Genomic DNA, 18,570 nt, shown 5'->3' with positions numbered 1-18,570 from the left:
CCCTGCGTCCTCCTGTCAATGAAATAGGCCTCCAGCCCAATACCATCGGTCGGCAACAGCTACTTATTTGATAGCAATTCAGCCACGCCTTCATGGCTTCCCTCCGTGGCGCGCAGACGCGACACAACGGCCGGCAGGTCTTTCCATGCCGGCTGATCCGGCGCATACCGGCTGCGCATGTAGCTCGCCAGCGTCGCGATCTGGTCGTCGTCCAGGCTGTGGCGGAAGGCCGGCATGAAGCCGATGTCTTTTGCCGCGGGCACGCGAATGCCGTCCAGGATCACACGCACCAGGTTGTCGGGCCGTTCGCTGTGCAGCTTGCTGTTCAGGGCCAGCGGCGCGTTGACACCCAGCAGCTTCGGTCCGTCACCATCATGGTGACAGGAGGCGCAGGCGCCGTTGAACAGGCGCTGGCCGGGGCCGGGCAATGCAGAGCCACTTTGCTGCGCCGCCAGCACCACCTGCCTGGCGCGTTCGGCGCTCTCGGGCTCGGCCAGGGGCTGGTTGAACGAGGTCAGGTAGCTGGCCATGGCCCGGATATCGTCGTCGGGCAAGGCACCGAGTTCCTTGACCACAGGGCCCATGGGTCCGGCGGCAGCACCATGCTGCAGGCTGTAGCCGTTGCGCAGGTAACGGTACAACTCGCCGGAGGTCCAGGGCATGGGCGCGCGCGACAAGGCTGTCAGCGCAGGCGCCTCCCAGCCATCAACTACCGCGCCGGACAGGAAGGCCGGGCCGCCACGTTCGGCACCCAGTGCATTGCGCGGCGTATGGCAGGCGCCGCAATGGCCCAGGCCATTGACCAGGTAGGCGCCGCGGTTCCATTCCACGGTTTGTGTCGGGTCCGTGCGGTACGGCGCCGGGTCATGAAACATCGCATTCCATGCCGCCATGAGGGGCCGCACATTGAAGGGAAAAGCGAGCCGTGTGGCCGGCGTTTCCGAGCGCACGGCCGGCTGGGCCATCAGCCAGGCGTACAGCGCGGTCAGGTCATCGTCGCTGGTCTTGGCAAAGGCCGTGTAGGGAAAAGCCGGGTACAGGTGGTGGCCGTCGCGCGAGATGCCTTCACGCATAGCACGCTGGAAGGCGCTGAAGGACCACAGGCCGATGCCTGTCTGCGCATCGGGCGTGAGGTTGGTCGTGATGACTTTTCCGAAGGGCGTTTCCATGGCCCGGCCGCCGGCATTCGGGATGCCGCCGGGCGCGGTGTGGCACACCACACAGTCGCCAGCCGCAGCCAGTTGCCGGCCGCGTTCAATCGTCGCCGCGGTGTAGATCGATGAACCACCGGACACCACCGGTGCAATTGCGGGCCGCCAGCCCAGCAGGGCCGCGGCCACCCCGAACACGCCGGCCAGCATCGCGCCGGTGCGGGACCAGCGGCCCAGGCTTTGGGGCCAGGACGCGTTGTCGGGCGGGCGAGCTAAAGGAGTTGGGGCGGCCAGGGCTGGCGACGAAGACGTGACATTGTCCGGCGCCGGTTGCAACGCGGCCCGCACCACCTCCGCGGTGAAAGGCGGCTGGCGAAAGCGCACGCCGGTCGCATCGAATATCGCATTCGCAATGGCGGCTGTGCCCGGCACCGACGACGACTCGCCCGCGCCCAGTGGCGGCTCGCCGGGCCGTGCCATGGTCACCACTTCGATCACCGGCACATCCCTGAAGCTCAGGATGGGATAGCTGCCCCACTCCAGGCTGGCCACGGTGTTCGTTGCCAGGTTCAGGCTGACCTGCTCGGTCAGCGCCCGGCTGGTGGTCTGCACCACGTTGCCGTGGATCTGGTGCTGCACACCGGCGGGGTTGATCAGCGTGCCGGCATCGTGGCCGACCACCACACGCCGGACCTGTACTTCACCGGTTTTGCGGTTGACCTCGACGTCTGCCACCCAGGCAGCCCAGGCCGCGCCGTACCCCGGCCACTTGCTGTGCACGTAACGCGCGTAAGCCACGCCCTGGCCGTGCACGATGTCGGAGGCCCTGCTTTGCTCTCCGGCCTGCTGCGGCTGCGTGTGGACTTTCCAGCCGGCGCGATCAGCTGTGGCGCGCAGCAACTCCGCCGCGCGCGGCTCGCTCAGGTAACGCAGGCGGAACTCGACCGGGTCCACGCCGGCCGCCGTGGCCAGCTCGTCGATGTAGGACTCGTGGGCAAAGGAGTTGGGCAGGGCAGACACGCCGCGCAGCCAGGAGGCGCGCAGCATGGGCGGCATGTCGTTGACCGATACACGCAGGTTCTCGTAGTCGTAAGGCGGGCGGGCACTGCGGTCGCCCATTTCGTAGGCGCGCGCCACGGGCTCGACAGTGCGCGTGAGCAGCAGCGCCAGCGTCGGCGCGCCGTTGGACGGGTAGGAGGTCTGGAAGTCATACGCGGCCACCGAGCCGTCGGCATTCAGTCCGCCATTGACCTGCATGAGCTGGGCCGCACCCTTGGGCTCCCAGGCATGCTCCTGCTCGCGCGTGAGCTGCACCCGCACCGGTGCGCCCACTGCGCGCGACAGCAGGGCCGCATCGGCCGCCACATCGTCGGCGCAATTGCGTCCGTAACAGCCGGCCGCCTCCATGCGGATCACGTCGATGTCCATGTCCGCCAGCCCCATGAGTCGCGACAGGTCGGCGCGCAGCACGTGCGGGTTCTGGCTGCCGGCCCACACCGTCAGGCGGTGTTCCGCCGCCGGGCCGTTCCCAAGGGGCTTTTTAGCCTGCCAGTCGGCCAGCGCACAGGAGGGACCGATGGACCCGTGCATTTGATAAGGCCAGACGTAGTTGCGCGGCATGCGCTCTGCGGCGCCCGCCATCGCTGCATCCACATCACCTTCGTCAATGAGCTTGCGCTGCGTCGCCGGGTTGGCGCGGATGGCGCTTTCCAGGTCATCAAGATTGGTCAGCCCCGGCCAGGGTTTCCATTGGACGCGCAACTCCCGCAGCGCCTGCTCGGCGTGTTCCTCGCGCTCAGCGACGATGCCGATGAAATCGCGGATGACGACGACCGCACGAATGCCCGGAATATGCGCAATCGAGGACTCATCGACCGATTCCAGCGTGTTGCCGATGAAGTCACCGTGGTCGGCACCGGCGTAGGGTGGCCGCACGACGCGGCCATGCAGCATGCCCGGCACGCGCATGTCGTGCACAAAGGTCAATGCACCGGTGGCCTTGGCCGGAATGTCGACCCGCAACGCGCTGGTGCCGACGAGGCGGTAGTCCTCCGGGGATTTCAGCGGTGAATCCAGTGCCAGCGAAAGTTCCACATGCTGCTGTGCCACCAGCGCGCCGTAGCCCACCGTCCGGCTGTCGCTGCCGATCACCGACACCACACCGTCGCGCACCACCAGCAGCGCCTTGTCCACCTGCAACACATCGGCGGCCTGGTTCACCAGCCAGGCGCGCGCCTGGGCGGCAGCCGCTCGCAAGGGCACGGCGTGAATCTGTATCGACGCGCTGGCAATGGTTGCGCCCTGGTTGGGCGCGCGGGTGGTGTCGCCCAGGACCATGTTGACACTGGCCAGCGAAACATCGAGTTCTTCCGCGACGATCTGGCCCAACGCGGTGCGAATGCCGGTGCCCAGGTCCACATGCCCGTTCAGGGCCGTGACGCTGCCGTCATCCCAGACCGCCAGCAGGATCTCCACGCCTTCCAGCGGGTTGCCACTCACCAGCGCGGGCTGACCCTGGGCTGGCGGCGGGGCGGGCGGCGGCTCGCGTGTGACCAGCAGCACGCCGCCTGCTGCGTGAAAATCGGCGCGTGTGAGCGGGGTATCCGCGCGGCGCATCATGACTTGCCTGCCTCTGCCGGAACCGGGCGCATCAGTCGGGCCGCGCGCCTGACCGCCTTGAGGATTTCCAGATGTGTGCCGCAACGGCACAGGTTGCCGGACAACTCGCGGCGTATCTCATCGTCCGTCGGGTCCGGGTTGCGCGCCAGTAGCGCCACCGTCATCATGATCATGCCGCTCAGGCAATAACCGCACTGGGCGGCCTGTTCCTCGATGAAAGCCTGCTGGACCGGATGCAGGTCTGCCAGCGAGCCCAGACCTTCCAGCGTGGTGACGGTTCTACCGGCCACGCCGCGAGCCGGGATCACACAGGCACGGGCTGCCACGCCATCGACCAGCACCGTGCAGGCGCCGCATTCACCCAGGCCGCAGCCATATTTGGGACTGTTGAGTTCCAGATCGTTACGCAACGCCGTCAACAGGCTCGCCTGCGCTGGAACTGCCAGCGTTCGCTCAACCTGGTTGACAGTGAGTGTCACGGCAGGAAGTGTCATCGAATCAGGCTGCCCGTTGCTGTGTACATCTCGAGCTCCACAAAGTTGGAGCCGTTGTGATTTTTCGGTCCATAGTCCACCCGGAAATCCCCCAGGTCCAGGCTGCCCACACCTTCGAGTGCAGCGATGAAATTCTCCCGCGTCAGGTTCCGGCCGGCGCGGCGCAGGCCCTCGACAAAGGTTCTCGCCACAATATAACCTTCCAGCACCGTGTAATTGTCGCCAGACCCGGCGGATGCGCCCAGTGTCTTGCGGTACTCCTTGACGATGCCGTAACGCTCCAGCGTTGGGGACGGAACGATGCTGGCGGTGATCACGCCACGCAGGGCGCCGTTCAGCCGTGTCGCCGACGCCTTGGCATCGGCCAGGCCGACGGAGATGGTGTAAAGCGGTGTGCCGAGACCGGAAGCGCGCATGTCGCGGATCAGCACCTCGGACATGGTTCCTGCCATGATCATGACAACGGCGTTCGGCGCCGCCTGCTTGAGCTGGGCTGCGATATCGGTGGCACTGGCCGCCGTGATGGCCATGGGGAGCGTCTTCACAACCTCCAGCTTTTCTTCCTTGGCAAGCTCCAGCAGGGTTTCCAGGTTTGACTTGCCAAACACGCTGTCCTGGTAAACCACGGCAACCTTGCTGGTCCCCACCACCGCAAGCTGCTGGGTGATACGCGCCAGCTCGGCTTCGTAACTCGCCCTCACATGGAAAAGATAATGGTTGTGTTTGAGCCGGATCGAGGTCGTGCCCACCAGCGGTGCAAACATCGGCACCCTGGCCTCCTCGGCCACCGGCATCGCAGCGATCAGATTGGCCGTTGCGACATAACCGATGAGCGCGAACACCTTGTTTTCATCGATCAGACGCCGGGTGTTCTCGACGGTGCGTTTGGGGTCGTAGGCATCGTCCAGCGCAGTCAGCTGCAGCTTGCGACCGTTCACGCCGCCAGCCTTGTTGACCTGCTCAAAATAAAGCTCGATGCCGCGCCGGTAGTTGTTTCCGGTCGCGGCGACCGGTCCGCTGAAAACAGCGGACTGTCCGACCGTGATCACGGTATCGGTCACGCCGGTTTCGGCGCGAGCCATTGAAAAAGCAATCAGGGCCGTGACGAGAAAAACGCCCTTCACGCACATCCATCGAGACATCATGTTCATCAACTTTCCATGTTTTTTGGAGATTCAGGCAAAAGATGTCCCGTCATCCGCTCAAGGACGACCCGCAAAGCCGCGTCAACGCGGCCTTGCGTGAGGACAAATCAGGGTTTAAGCCAGGTCTTTGGACTGGATCCGCTTGACACCGCGGGCAGCCATCTGTTTCCATGCAGCAGCCAGCGATCCGTTCAGGTCAATGGCGCGGGTGGCATCTTCGATCACGTACACCTCGAAGCCCGCCTTGCGTGCATCCATCGCCGTCCAGGCGACACAGAAGTCGGTCGCCAGCCCGGTCACGAAAACGCGTTTGATGCCGCGCTGCTTGAGATAACCGCCCAGGCCGGTCGGCGTCTTGCCGTCGGCTTCGGTGAAGGCCGAATAGCTGTCCACCTCCTGGTGGTAGCCCTTGCGCACAATGACCTGGGCCGTGGGCAGCGCCAGGTCCTTGTGGAGGGCCGCGTCGTCCGTGCCCTGCACGCAGTGGTCAGGCCACAGCACCTGGTTGCCGTAGGCCAGTTTTTTGACTTCGAAGGGTTTCTTGCCCGCATGGGTGCTGGCAAAGGACGCATGGCCCTTGGTGTGCCAGTCCTGCGTGATCACGATGTTCTCGAAAGCCGCGGCGAGCTTGTTGATGACCGGCACCACTTCTTCGCCGCCCTTGACCGGCAAGGTACCCCCGGTCACAAAACAGTTCTGCACATCGACAACAATCAGCGCGCTTTTGGCGTCGGGCTTGATGCCGGCGGCAAAGGCAACGCGGCCTGCCAGGCCGGCAGCCGCCACAAGTCCGGCGCTGGACAGGGTTTTCAACAAGGTTCTGCGGGTGGCGGGATGCATGATGAGATCTCCTTGAAACGGGTTGAATGACGTTGACAACAGCTAGCGCACTAAACACTGAGGTAAGCGCGCCGCACCTCTTCATTGGCCGACAACTCGACCATCGAACCCTCGTAGCGGATCTGGCCTTTTTCGAGCACATAAGCCCGGTCCGACACCAGCTCCGCGAAATGTATGTTCTGTTCCGACAGCAAAATACTCACGCCTTGTGTCTTCAGCTCCAGGATCATGTGCGCCATCTGCTCGACGATCACCGGCGCCACACCTTCCGAAGGTTCGTCGAGCAGGACCAGGTAGGGGTTGCCCATCAGGGTGCGCGCGACGGTCAGCATCTGCTGCTCACCGCCGCTCATACGGCCACCCTGGCGGTCCGGCATCTCGCCGAGGTTGGGAAACAGCTTGAACAGCCGCTCGGGCGTCCAGACCGGCGCCTCGCTGCCGTCCGGCCAGCGGCGTGGCGGCTGCCGCCCCACTTCCAGGTTCTCCAACACCGTCAGGTCGGTGAAGATGCGCCTGTCTTCCGGCACAAAGCCCAGGCCCATGCGCGCCGCATGATGGGGTTCGCTTTTTGAAATGTCGGTGCCCAGAAACGAAACACTGCCGCGCCGCTTGTCCAGCATGCCGATCAGCGTTTTGAGCGTCGTGGACTTTCCGGCACCGTTGCGCCCCATCAGAGCCACCACTTCACCGCGCCGCACTTCGATGCCCACGTCATAGAGGATCTGGGCGGCGCCATACCAGGCGCACAGGCCCCTGGCTTCCAGCAAAACTTCTTTCACGGCGCTCATGAGGCGGCATCCTTTTCCAGTGTCTTTTTCTCGAAAGTCTTGCCGCTGCCGAAATAGACCTCCTGGACTTTGGGGTGATCGCGTATCTCCAACGGCTTGCCTTCTGCAATCAGCCTGCCGCGTGCCAGCACAATCATGCGGTCGGCATAGGCAAACACCACATCCATGCTGTGTTCGGTGAACAGCACCGCCATGCCGCGGTCGATCACCAGCTGCTTGGTCAGGGCCATCAGGTCGTTGCGCTCCTTGGGCGCCATGCCGGCCGTGGGCTCGTCCATCAGCAGCAGCTTCGGGTTGTTGGCCATGGCCATGGCGAGTTCCACCCGCTTGACATCCCCGTAAGCCAGCACGCTGCAGGGCCGGTCAGCCTGGGCTTTCATGTTGACCTGCTCGAGCAGCACCAGCGCCTCCTCGCGCTTGTGGCCGGCCGCGCGGCGCCACATCGAAAACAGCTTGCGGTCCGAGGACAGTAGCGCCATCTGGACGTTCTCCACGACGGTCAGCGACGAAAAAGTCTCGGCAATCTGGAACGTCCGGCTGACACCCAGCCGCCAGATGTCGCGTGGCGCAAGCCCGATCAATTCCTGCTCGTTCAGCTGGATGGAACCGGCGTCGGCCCGCAACTGGCCATTGACCATGTTGAAGGTGGTTGACTTGCCGGCACCATTGGGGCCGATCAGCGCCAGCAGCTCACCGGCTGCCAACTCGAAACTGATACCGTCGACGGCCTTGACGCCGCCGAAGGATTTGCCCAGGCCGGACACTTTGAGCAAACTCATGACTGCCCCTCTTTCACGCCGCGCAGGCGCGACAACAGCTGTTTGGCAAAGCCGGCGATGCCTTGCGGAAACAGGAGCACCAGGATCAGGATGATGGCACCCAGCATGGCGCGCCAGTAGTCGGTGTTGCGCGCCACCGTGTCGTGCAGCCAGGTGAAGGTGACTGCGCCGACGATGGGCCCGACCAGCGTCTGCACGCCGCCCAGCAGAACCATCACCAGACCGTCAATGGACTTGCTCACGTGTAGGCTTTCCGGGGAAATGCTGCCCTTGGAAAACGCATACAGCGCGCCGGCCAGGCCCGCGAAGGTGCCGGCAATGACAAAGGCCACCCATTGCACGCGCTTGACGTCGATGCCGATCGCGTCTGAACGCAGCACGGAATCACGCGCAGCGCGCATGGCATAGCCGAAGGGTGAATACAGCATGCGGTGCATCATCAGCACCGCACCGGCCACCAGCGCCAGCGTCAGGTAGTAGTACATCTTCTTGTCGGCCAGCCATTCGGAGGGCCAGACGCCGGTCAGCCCATTGCTGCCGCCGGTGAAAGCATCCCACTGGTAACAGATCGCCCAGGTGATCTGCGCAAAGGCCAGGGTCAGCATGGCAAGGTAGACCCCCGAAAGACGGACACAGAACCAGCCGTAGATGAAAGCTCCCAGCGCCGCGAGCGCAGGCGCGACCACCAGCGCCACTTCCATCGGCAGGTTCAGGCTGCGTACCAGCAAGGCGGCGCCGTAGGCACCCAGGCCAAAGTAAGCCGCATGGCCGAAGGAGTGCATGCCGGCCGGCCCCATGATGAAGTGCAGGCTGGCAGCGAACAGCACCGCCACCAGCAGATCAATCAGCAACACCGTCACATAGGGCGACTGCGCAGCCAGCACAGGCACCAGGGCCAGCACGGCCAGCACGGCGGCGCCCCCATAGATGTACAAGCGGTCCGGCGGACGCAGGGGTTCCTCGGCCGTACCACCATGGCGGCTGACCGCCTGCGGGCGGCCGAACAAGCCCCATGGCCGTGCAACCAGCACAACGGCCATGACAAGAAACTCGACCACCAGGGTGAGCTTGGAGAACGAAATGCTGATACCCCAGATTTCCACCAGGCCCAGCCAGATACAGATGGCCTTCAGTTCGGCAATCAGCAGCGCCGCCACATAAGCGCCGGGGATGGAGCCCATGCCGCCGACCACCACCACCACAAAAGCCGCGCCGATGATGTTGAGGTCCATCTCGAGGTTGGCCGGTTCGCGCGGCAATTGCAGCGCTCCGCCCAGTCCCGCCAGCAGCGCGCCCAGTGCGAACACCGCAGTAAACAGCCAGGCCTGGTTGACACCTAGTGCGCTGACCATCTCCCGGTCCTGCGTGGCAGCGCGCACCAGCGTGCCCCAGCGGGTTTTGGTCAGCAGCAGCCAGAGCAAACCGAGCACCACCGGACCGGCCACGATCAGGAACAGGTCGTAGGACGGAAATTGCCGACCAAGGATGGACACCGAACCCGTCAGCCCGGGTGCCCGCGGGCCGAGCAGCTCTTCAGGCCCCCAGAACCACAACACCCCGTCCTTGATCACGAGGCCCAGCGCAAAAGTGGCAAGCAGCTGAAACAGCTCGGGGGCACGGTAAATCCGGCGCAGCAACAGGACTTCGACCAGCGCACCCAGCACACCGACGGCCAGGGCGGCAAGCAACAAAGCCGGCCAGAAGCCGATCGTGCCGCCCAGGGTGGCCACCAGGGAATAGGCCACATAGATGCCGACCATGAAAAATGAGCCATGCGCGAAGTTGACGATGCGCGTCACGCCAAAGATCAGCGACAGCCCGGCCGCTACCAGAAACAGCGACGATGCACCGGCCAAGCCATTGAGCAACTGAACGACAAAGCCTGAAAAGCTCATGAATTACCCTTTTTCGGATGCAACAGACCACCCGCAGGCACCATGGCGAGCATGGAAGCCGTGCGGGGGTCCCCCTGTCGGAAAAACCCCGGCACCCGCGCCATCAAAACGCGGGACTGAACGAGGTTTCGCAGTACGCCGGCCCTGTTATTCGGCGGCGCGCAACTTCTTGACCTCTGCGGCCGTCGGCTGGAACTTCGCACCGTCCATGTAGCGGTAGTCAACCATCACGCCCTTGCCGCCGTCGTTCTTCGTGCGCCCGACATAGGCACCCATGGTGGACTGGTGATCTTCGGCGCGGTAGACCACGGGACCAAAAGGCGTGCTGACCTTCAGGCCGCGGAAGGCAGCGATCATTTTTTCTGTCTCTGTGGATTTGGCTTTTTTCATGCCCTCTGCCAGCGACTTGATAGCGCTGTAACCGACGACGGAGCCGAGGCGCGGATAGTCCTTGTACTTGCCGTGATAGGCCAGGAAGAAGGCTTTGTGCTCGGGCGTCTGGATGCCGTACCAGGGGTAACCGGTGACCAGCCAGCCGTTGGGTGTTTCGTCCTTCAGCGGATCGAGGTATTCAGGCTCGCCGGTCAGCAGGCTCACCACTTCACGGCCCTGGAACAGGCCGCGCGTGTTGCCCTCGCGGACGAACTTGGACAGATCGGCGCCGAACAGCACATTGAAGATGGCGTCGGGTTTGGCGTCTGCCAGAGCCTGCACCACGCTGCCGGAGTCAACCTTGCCCAGCGGCGGCGCTTGTTCGGCCACAAACTCCACATCAGGCTGGGCTTCCTTGAGCAGCTTCTTGAAGCTGGCTGCCGCGGACTGGCCGTATTCATAGTTGGGATACACGACAGCCCAGCGCTTTTTCTTCATCGCGGCGGCATCAGGCACCAGCATCGCCACCTGCATGTAGGTGGAGGCACGCAGGCGGAAGGTGTAGCGGTTGCCGTTTTGCCAGACGATCTTGTCGGTCAAAGGTTCGGCAGCGAGAAAGAAGAACTTCTTCTGCTTCGCAAAATCCGTCAGCGCCAGGCCAATGTGCGAGAGAAAGGAACCCGTCAGCACATCCACCTTCTCGCGCGACACCAGTTCCTCGGCAGCACGCACCGCGTCGCCGGGGTTGGCATTGTCGTCACGGACAATCAGCTCGACTTTCTTGCCATTGATGCCGCCGCTGGCGTTGATCTCCTCGACAGCCAGCTCCATGCCTTTTTTGTAGGGCTCGAGAAAGGCGGGTTGGGCCTTGTAGCTGTTGATCTCGCCTATCTTGATGACCCCTTGCGCGTGGGCGGCCCCCATCGAGGCCAGACCCAGAAGAGTCATGGCACCCAGCATCTTGTATTGCATCTTCATAAAAAAACTCCTGCTTGTCGTGGATCGAAGGGGTGGTGAAACGGCCGGTCAGCGAAGCCCGTCTTCACCTTTGATATCGTGGATCTGCAAGCCGCCCACGCGCGGTAGCGGTCGGCCGCTGTCTGTCACAACGACAGCAACCACAATTTCGTCGGCACGCGGCGCATCGGCCACCCGTGCCTCCATGGCATCAAAATGGCTGCGCACAAAGGCGGCATCCTTGTGTCCGAGCGGAACGTCGATCGCCGTTCCGAGGCCACCCCGCTTTTTGCTGGAGGGCACGAGGGCAGCGCCTTTTTCTACCGCCAGGCGCAACGGCGCCCCCAGCTTGGGATGCAGGATGGCTGCAGCGTGCTCCAGCTCACCGGCTTCGCCCACAATCGCGGCCTTGCCATAACTCTGCGCCTGGCCGGGCGAAATACCCAGGGCCTCCACGCATTTGTTGCCCAGCAGGCCGCCGAGTTCTTCACCGATGGCAACCAGCTCGTCGAGGTTCTCGACATACCTGCCGGCGAAGGGGTTGGCGATCACCGCCATGGCCAGGGCCCGGCGCGTGGGAGGGTTCACCGCCTTTCCCATTTCCATGCGGACCTCGTCCACCTGAACAATGATTTTCCTGATTGCGGCTGTCATGATTTTTCCTTGTGTATTGTCAGGGTGCCTGCAGTGGCTCAGCGCAAACCGTCCCACTTGCTGATGGCTTGCGCCGCCAGCCCACCGACCCGCGCGTGAACACGGGGGCCGGTGCTCATCGCAAGAATAAAGACAATTTCATCAGCCAGCGGCGCGCCGGGGACACGCACCTCGATGGCATCGAAATGGCTGCGTACATAACTGGCATTGACATGGGTTATCGGCACATCCAGCGCAGCGCCCGGCCCGCCCACTTTTTTGGTGGAAGGCACGATGGACAACGCATTACCCGGCTGCCCGGTTTTTTCTTCGGCCTGGCCCTTGGCATAGGCCTGCCTGTCACCCTTCCAGCCCAGCAGTTCACGCATGGCATAGCCTCCCGGCACATGCCAGAGCGCGCCGTGCTCCAGCTCACCCGCCGCACCGATGATCGCACCCTTGCCGTAACCCTCGATCCGCTCTGCCGGCACCCCCATCGCCGCGCGCAGACGTTCGGCCATGTCGATACCGACAGGCTGCAGCTCATCCATCATGGGCAGGATGTCGGGCTCATAACGGCCCGCAAACGGGTTGGTCAGCACGACGGCAATGGTGCCGCGCAGCAAAGGCACTTTGGCAACCGGACCGAACTCATGCCGGATCTGCTCCACATGCGTGAAGATGCGTCGTATTTCAATCATGGTCAATCATGGGGTGAGGTCCATCCGTTTCATTAAGCAAATACTGAACCAACTTGCATGGCCGGGTTGTCGGCATGCCGGTTTTCCGGTGCCCCCGCAGTTGCCGCATCGGTGGTCACCAGCTGATTCTGGCAAACCAGCGCGGCAGACCAGATCAGGCCCGCGGCACGCAAAGCCTGCGCACGCTTGAGGCCTGCGCGCAACGCCTGCTGCACCAGCGCCGGCTCCAGCGGCGGAACATCCGCTGTGACCGGAATGGTTCCCAGATCGGTGTCGTCCTTCAGTTCGCACGCGGGCCTGCGCAGGATACGCGTGTCACGCACATCGACTGCATTGGCAATCACGGTCGCCGCCGCATCGGCTTCGGCCGCGGTGCGCGCCAGAACCGTGACGCTGTCGGCGATCCCGAGTGAGAAGCTGCGGCCACGCCAGCCACTGGTGGCGACGCCGCGTACAGGCTGCACGCTAGACACTTCAAACTGCCCATCGGTCCGGACGCCCTCCACAATCTCGCTTGTACTCAGCCGCGCAAGATCTGCATAAAGGCCGATCCGGACGGACTGGGAGGGTGTCAGGTGCAAGGCGATGTCACCGCCGTTGTTGATCCATGCGCGCGTGATGCCATCCGCGGCGTAACAGGCCACTAACTCCTGCGCCACGGCGCCGGCAACAGCGGCCATCGGCGTGATGAAACTGCTTTTGTAGGGCCGGCAGGCATGCCACATGCGCCTGGCGATCGGTCCCCGCACAGGACATTCACCACCCACAGGAAGCCGCAGCAACGCCAGCTCCTGCACCAGCTCATCCAGGATGCCGCGAAAACGCAGCCAGGCGTCGGCATGCGCCAGCTCCAGCGCGTCAGTGTTACCGCTCGCACCGATGATGATGTCCATCGGGCCATGCTGGAAATGCCAGCGACCGTCAGACAGCAAGGTGCGTTGGGCGTTCATGCGTTTTGCCTCAGCCAAGCAGGGGAGGCCGCGCAAGCGGCCAGGGGTTGGCCGCCGGGAGCGGTGCCCACGCCCGGGCAGTGGGCGCACCTTCGTTGTGCCATGCACCCCGGCGCAGTGCATCTTCAAGACTGCGCACATGGTCCATGTGGCCTCCCAGGGCGCGGTAGTCGTCGAGCTTCATGCTGAATTCAATCGGTGCGACGATGGCCGGTGTCGGCACGGTGCCGAAGCTGTTGTCAGGCATGCGCATGACATCGGCCATCACGGTGATGCCGCCACCGGGCCAGATGTAGGCTGGCGCGCCGCCGCAGGTGACATTGACGAGAGCGCTCTTGATCGCGCGGGTCAGCAGCACGGGATTCTCCGTGACCCCGGCGCGCAGGCTGCCGCCGGCACCGCCGAGAAACAGGACGGTCGTCAGCGAAGGCTCGCAGTTCTCGCCGATGCGCTCGACAATGCGGCGCACCTCGTCGGGCATGTCCTGCTCGACGGGACACAGCTCTTCATTCAGAACGTACCAGCTGGCATGCTCTCCGGTGGTCGATGTCATGAGCAGGCGCTGTCCGGGCCACGCCGCCTCGGGGTCCCATCCCTCAATGATGGACAGGGGATCGGCGATGTCCGTTCCGCCCCAGCCCGTTCCCGGATTGGCCACCTGGAAGTAGCGGCCCGGTGTTGATTTGCGCCCCCGCATCCTGATACCCGAGGCACGCATGTCCAGGCAACGCCCCGCCTGGTGCTCGGTCAACACACCGGTGATGTGGTCGTCAACCACCACGACCTCATCAAGCTTGCCAAAAAACTGCTTCGCAAAAATGCCGATGGTGGCCGAACCGCAGCCGACCCGCATGCGCTTTTCTTCCACCCCGTTGACGATGGGTGCGCGGCCCGCCTGGATCACGATCTGGGAGCCGCCGTCAATCGTGAGTTCGGCCGGCTCCTTGTTGCCTAGGGCCTTCATCATCTCGACCGTGACACGGCCCTCTTTCTTGCTACCGCCGGTCAGGTGATGAACGCCACCGAGCGAAAGCATCTGGGAGCCGTATTCCGCCGTGGTCACATGCCCGACGACCTCACCCTTGCAGCGCACATTGGCCTGCTCGGCCCCGAGGAAACGGTCCGTATCTATCTTCACCTTGAGGCTGCAGTAGCTGAAGATGCCTTCCGTCACCACCGTCACCAGGTCCACACCTGCGGCTTTGGAAGAAACAATGAAAGGGGCCGGCTTGTAGTCCGGGTAAGTTGTTGAAGAGCCCACACCGGTGACGAAGACCTCGTCGGCCAGCAGAAGGTCGCCGCTCCACGGCGCGGCTTCCGGCGCATCTACCGGCATGGCGGAATCTGCAACACCCGCCACAGCGGCACGGCCGGAAAAAGGCACAAGCACCGGTTCACCCTTGTCCAGGGTGCGGCGCAGCAACAGCACGGGATCGACACGGATCAGCGTGCCGCCCTGGTTGGCGTACCTGTCGCAGGCTCCGCTGCGGCCGTCGGAAATCTGGCACAGCACCGGACAGGCATTGCACTCGATCTTTTCGCTGTTCATCCGCTCGCTGCGCGGCCGGGCTTTCTCCAGAACCTGGGGCAGTCCCGGGGAATCCATGCCTGGCAAGCCGTCCGTCTTGGTGTGTTCCGTCATCGTGTTTGCCTTTTTCGCATCAGGCTGACCGTGGTGGTGCATTACTACCAATGTAGTGCATGCTTAATTTATATGTTGCATTTGCTACATTTGAAATCAATGTAGCGCATAGGAATTTCCAAAGCAATAGTATTTCCACGACATGCAGGAAATTATTTCAAAAATGTGGTGATCGCTTAATTTTCATGTTGCATTCACTACATTTGTATGGCACATTGAGAACTGTTCCGGACCTTGTTCATCCGGCACCCGCCGCCAAAGGACCGCTGTGACCCATGTCGTAACCGACCCTTGCATCAAATGCAAATACACGGATTGTGTCGATGTCTGCCCCGTTGACTGCTTCCGGGAAGGCCCCGATTTCCTGGTCATCGACCCTGACGAGTGTATTGACTGTGCCGTCTGCATTCCGGAGTGCCCGGTCAACGCGATTTATGCCGACGAAGACACCCCCGACGCGTTCCATGCCTTTCTGGAACTCAACGCCCGGCTGTCAAGGCAATGGCCCGCCATCACCAGACGCACGGACCCTGCTCCGGAGGCGGCACAATGGCAGGGTAAAACCAACAAGCTGGCGGGCCTGGATCCCGCGCTGCTGGCACATCCCAACTGATTACCAACTTCCCATCCCTTCATCACCATGAGCGCTTTCAACGAAGAGACCGTTTTGTCCGTCCACCACTGGACCGACAAGCTGTTCACGTTTACCACCACCCGGGACACCTCGCTGCGGTTCAGCAACGGCCACTTCACCATGATCGGCCTGCGGGTCAATGAAAAACCCCTGCTGCGCGCCTACAGCATCGTGAGCCCGAACCACGAGGAACACCTGGAGTTCCTGAGCATCAAGGTACCTGACGGCCCGCTGACCTCGCGCCTGCAGCACATGAAGGTCGGCGACAAGATCATCGTCGGGCGCAAACCCACCGGAACCCTGGTGATCGATTACCTACTGCCGGGCAAGCGGCTGTACCTGCTGTCCACCGGCACCGGCCTGGCGCCCTTCATGAGCATCATCCGCGACCCGGAGACTTACGAGCGTTTCGAGCAGGTGGTACTGGTGCACGGAGTGCGCCAGGCCGACGAACTCGCCTACCACGACTTGGTGGTTGAGCACCTCCCGCAGCATGAGTTCCTCGGCGAACTCGTCTCCAAGCAGTTGCTGTATTACCCGACAGTGACCCGCGAGAGCTACCGCAACATGGGCCGCGTCACCGACCTGATGGAAACCGGCAAGATGTTCGAGGACCTGAAGCTGCCCGCACTCGATCCGGCCACTGATCGCGTGATGATCTGCGGCAGCCCGGGCATGCTGAAAGACCTCAAGCACATGCTGGAAAAACGCGGCTTTGCTGAAGGCAACACGTCCAAGCCCGGCGACTTCGTCATCGAGCGCGCTTTTGCTGAACAGTAATATGGCCCCCACGCTTCTCGCTTCGCGTAGTACGCTGCCCCCCGAGGGGGCGCTGCGCCTGCGGCCCGGCAAAGCCGGTTCCGCGGCCCCGGCTGATGAAGAGAAGATCCCCACGCTTCTCGCTTCGCGTAGTGCGCTGCCCCCCGGGGGGGCGCTGCGCCTGCGGCCCGGCAAAGCCGGTTCCGCGGCCCCCGCTGGTGAAGAGAAGACCCCATGCTTCTCACTTGCTAGCTGACGCCATGGCCACCAAAACCACATCCCCACGCTCGGCGACCGCCAGGCTCGCCTCAGCAAAGCGGACTGGCGTGCGGGAGCAGGCCGCGCAGACCACGCGCGACAACATCCTGCGCGCCGCCACCAAGGTTTTCGCGCGGTATGGCTATGAAGGCGGCAGCGTGGAAAAAATCTCGCAGTCGGCCAAGTCATTCGACCGGATGATTTACTACTACTTCGGGAGCAAGGAAGGCCTGTTCATCGAAGTGCTGGAGGACATGTACCGCCGGATGAACGATGCGGAACTGGAACTCGATCTCGACCTGGAGCAGCCGGTGGACTCGCTCAAGGAAGTCATCCGTTTTGTCGTGACCTACTACAGCAAAAACCCCGAGTTCATCACGCTGCTCAACACGGAAAACCTGCACCGCGGCAAACACATTTCCAAATCGATGCGCGCGCGCGAATACTCATCGCCCGCCATTGCCATCATTCGCCAGCTGCTCGAAAGCGGCGTCAAGAAGAATGTGTTTCGCGCTGATGTGTCGGCACGCAATGTCTACCTCCTGATTGCCGCGACAGGCTATTTCTATATTTCCAACCGCCACACGCTGTCGGCCTTCCTCGGTGAGGACCTGCAGACGCCCGAAGCGATGACCGAGTGGCAGGCCTTCATCACTACCACCGTGCTGCGCACCGTGATGAAAAACCCCTGACACCTCCGCGCCGCCGACGAACATTCCCACCCACGACCTTTGAGAGGGCAAACAACATGGCAGAAGCTGTATCGACCGGAAAATCCGGAAAAGTCGTGATCAGGAACATCGGCCTGCTGCTGTCCGGCGATATCGACAACCCCATCCTGGACGCCGACACGGTTGTCGTGAACGATGGCCTGATCGTGGCTGTCGGCAAAGCCAAAGACTGCGACACCGAGGGCGCGCACACCGTGATTGATGCGCACCAGACCTGTGTCTGCCCGGGCCTGATCGACAGCCATGTCCACCCCGTGTTCGGTGACTGGACACCACGCCAGAACCAGATCGGCTGGATAGATTCCACCATGCATGGCGGGGTCACCAGCATGATCTCGGCCGGCGAAGTGCACCTGCCCGGCCGCCCCAAGGACATCGTCGGGCTGAAAGCCCTCGCCATCACCGCGCAGCGCGCGTTTGACAATTTCCGTCCCGGCGGCGTCAAGGTGCTTGCCGGCGCGCCCATCATCGAAAAAGGCATGGTCGAGCAGGACTTCAAGGAGCTGGCCGAGGCCGGCGTGACCCTGCTCGGCGAAGTCGGCCTGGGATCGGTCAAGGCCGGTTACGAGGCCAAGGAAATGGTGGCCTGGGCACGCAAGTACGGCATCCAGAGCACCATCCACACCGGCGGCCCCTCGATCCCTGGCTCCGGCCTGATCGACAAGGATGTGGTGCTGGAGGCCGACGCCGACGTCATCGGCCACATCAACGGCGGCCACACGGCGCTGTCGGAGCAACATGTCTGCGAACTCTGTGAAAAGTCTTCGCGTGCCATTGAAATCGTGCACAACGGCAATGAAAAAGTGGCGATTGCCGCGGCCCAGGCCGCGCTGCAGCTCAAGTGCCCGCACCGCGTGATTCTGGGCACGGACGGCCCGGCCGGTTCGGGCGTTCAGCCGTTGGGCATGTTGCGGCTTATTTCGCTGCTGTCCAGCCTGGGCAACATTCCGGCCGAACTGGCCTTCTGTTTTGCCACCGGCAACACCGCGCGCATACGCCAGCTCAACTGCGGGCTGATCGCGCCCGGCCGCGATGCTGACTTCGTGTTCATGGACAAGGCCCAGCATTCGTCCGGCCTGAACCTGCTCGACAGCGTGCAGCGCGGCGATATTCCCGGCGTGGGCATGGTCATGATTGACGGCATCGTGCGCTGCGGCCGCAGCCGCAACACGCCGCCCGCCACCACCATTCCCAGCGTGCTCGCCCATTGAGCGGCTTTTGC

At 63.2% G+C, this 18,570-nt stretch carries 16 protein-coding genes; 4 read left to right on the top strand and 12 right to left on the bottom strand.

What is annotated here, in order from left to right:
* Nucleotides 1–59 precede the first annotated feature (59 nt).
* The 12 genes from WA904_RS15515 to WA904_RS15460 all read right to left on the bottom strand — a co-directional run bounded on the left by WA904_RS15515 (nucleotide 60) and on the right by WA904_RS15460 (nucleotide 14,966).
* Nucleotides 60–3,770: a molybdopterin cofactor-binding domain-containing protein gene (locus tag WA904_RS15515; RefSeq protein ID WP_425198022.1), complete on the bottom strand. Its 3,711-nt coding sequence runs from the start codon at nucleotides 3,768–3,770 to the stop codon at nucleotides 60–62.
* The gene (locus tag WA904_RS15510) at nucleotides 3,767–4,264 is read right to left on the bottom strand and encodes a (2Fe-2S)-binding protein (RefSeq protein ID WP_425198021.1); all 498 of its coding nucleotides are present in this window, start codon (nucleotides 4,262–4,264) and stop codon (nucleotides 3,767–3,769) included. Before WA904_RS15510 ends, WA904_RS15515 begins: the two co-directional genes overlap by 4 nt.
* On the bottom strand, nucleotides 4,261–5,415 hold the full coding sequence (locus tag WA904_RS15505) for an ABC transporter substrate-binding protein (RefSeq protein WP_425198020.1): 1,155 nt from the start codon (nucleotides 5,413–5,415) through the stop codon (nucleotides 4,261–4,263). The genes WA904_RS15510 and WA904_RS15505 overlap by 4 nt, the downstream gene beginning before the upstream one ends.
* A 108-nt stretch (nucleotides 5,416–5,523) precedes the next feature.
* Complete coding sequence (pncA, locus tag WA904_RS15500) at nucleotides 5,524–6,249, bottom strand: bifunctional nicotinamidase/pyrazinamidase (protein ID WP_425198019.1); 726 nt, start codon at nucleotides 6,247–6,249, stop codon at nucleotides 5,524–5,526.
* Between the two features lie 50 nt (nucleotides 6,250–6,299).
* Entirely contained in the window at nucleotides 6,300–7,037 is a 738-nt protein-coding gene (locus tag WA904_RS15495; protein WP_425198018.1) for an ABC transporter ATP-binding protein, read from the bottom strand.
* A complete protein-coding gene (locus WA904_RS15490; protein WP_425198017.1) occupies nucleotides 7,034–7,816 on the bottom strand; it encodes an ABC transporter ATP-binding protein in 783 nt (260 codons plus the stop codon). Before WA904_RS15490 ends, WA904_RS15495 begins: the two co-directional genes overlap by 4 nt.
* On the bottom strand, nucleotides 7,813–9,711 hold the full coding sequence (locus WA904_RS15485; protein ID WP_425198016.1) for an ABC transporter permease: 1,899 nt from the start codon (nucleotides 9,709–9,711) through the stop codon (nucleotides 7,813–7,815). Before WA904_RS15485 ends, WA904_RS15490 begins: the two co-directional genes overlap by 4 nt.
* A 147-nt stretch (nucleotides 9,712–9,858) precedes the next feature.
* Nucleotides 9,859–11,055: an ABC transporter substrate-binding protein gene (locus WA904_RS15480; protein WP_425198212.1), complete on the bottom strand. Its 1,197-nt coding sequence runs from the start codon at nucleotides 11,053–11,055 to the stop codon at nucleotides 9,859–9,861.
* A gap of 54 nt (nucleotides 11,056–11,109) precedes the next feature.
* Nucleotides 11,110–11,694 (bottom strand): amino acid synthesis family protein, encoded by a 585-nt coding sequence (locus WA904_RS15475; RefSeq protein WP_425198015.1) that lies wholly within the window; start codon nucleotides 11,692–11,694, stop codon nucleotides 11,110–11,112.
* A 38-nt stretch (nucleotides 11,695–11,732) separates the two neighbouring features.
* Complete coding sequence (locus WA904_RS15470; RefSeq protein ID WP_425198014.1) at nucleotides 11,733–12,374, bottom strand: amino acid synthesis family protein; 642 nt, start codon at nucleotides 12,372–12,374, stop codon at nucleotides 11,733–11,735.
* Between the two features lie 32 nt (nucleotides 12,375–12,406).
* Nucleotides 12,407–13,324, bottom strand: a complete 918-nt coding sequence (locus WA904_RS15465; protein ID WP_425198013.1) for a UPF0280 family protein — start codon at nucleotides 13,322–13,324, stop codon at nucleotides 12,407–12,409.
* A gap of 10 nt (nucleotides 13,325–13,334) precedes the next feature.
* The gene (locus WA904_RS15460) at nucleotides 13,335–14,966 is read right to left on the bottom strand and encodes a 6-hydroxynicotinate reductase (protein ID WP_425198012.1); all 1,632 of its coding nucleotides are present in this window, start codon (nucleotides 14,964–14,966) and stop codon (nucleotides 13,335–13,337) included.
* Between the two features lie 268 nt (nucleotides 14,967–15,234).
* Here WA904_RS15460 and fdxA point away from each other — a divergent pair, with 268 nt between their 5' ends.
* From fdxA to WA904_RS15440, 4 genes are all read left to right on the top strand, one after another.
* Nucleotides 15,235–15,579, top strand: a complete 345-nt coding sequence (gene fdxA / locus WA904_RS15455) for a ferredoxin FdxA (RefSeq protein ID WP_425198011.1) — start codon at nucleotides 15,235–15,237, stop codon at nucleotides 15,577–15,579.
* Nucleotides 15,580–15,606: 27 nt separating this feature from the next.
* Nucleotides 15,607–16,380: a ferredoxin--NADP reductase gene (locus WA904_RS15450; protein ID WP_425198010.1), complete on the top strand. Its 774-nt coding sequence runs from the start codon at nucleotides 15,607–15,609 to the stop codon at nucleotides 16,378–16,380.
* A gap of 239 nt (nucleotides 16,381–16,619) precedes the next feature.
* On the top strand, nucleotides 16,620–17,309 hold the full coding sequence (locus WA904_RS15445; protein ID WP_425198009.1) for a TetR family transcriptional regulator: 690 nt from the start codon (nucleotides 16,620–16,622) through the stop codon (nucleotides 17,307–17,309).
* Nucleotides 17,310–17,365: 56 nt separating this feature from the next.
* On the top strand, nucleotides 17,366–18,559 hold the full coding sequence (locus WA904_RS15440) for an amidohydrolase family protein (RefSeq protein ID WP_425198008.1): 1,194 nt from the start codon (nucleotides 17,366–17,368) through the stop codon (nucleotides 18,557–18,559).
* The last annotated feature ends 11 nt before the right edge of the window (nucleotides 18,560–18,570 follow it).

Origin of the sequence: Polaromonas sp., from assembly GCF_049790275.1 — a bacterium.
In the GTDB taxonomy this organism is placed as follows: Bacteria; Pseudomonadota; Gammaproteobacteria; order Burkholderiales; family Burkholderiaceae_C; genus Polaromonas.
This window is presented reverse-complemented; position numbering and strand designations above follow the sequence as displayed.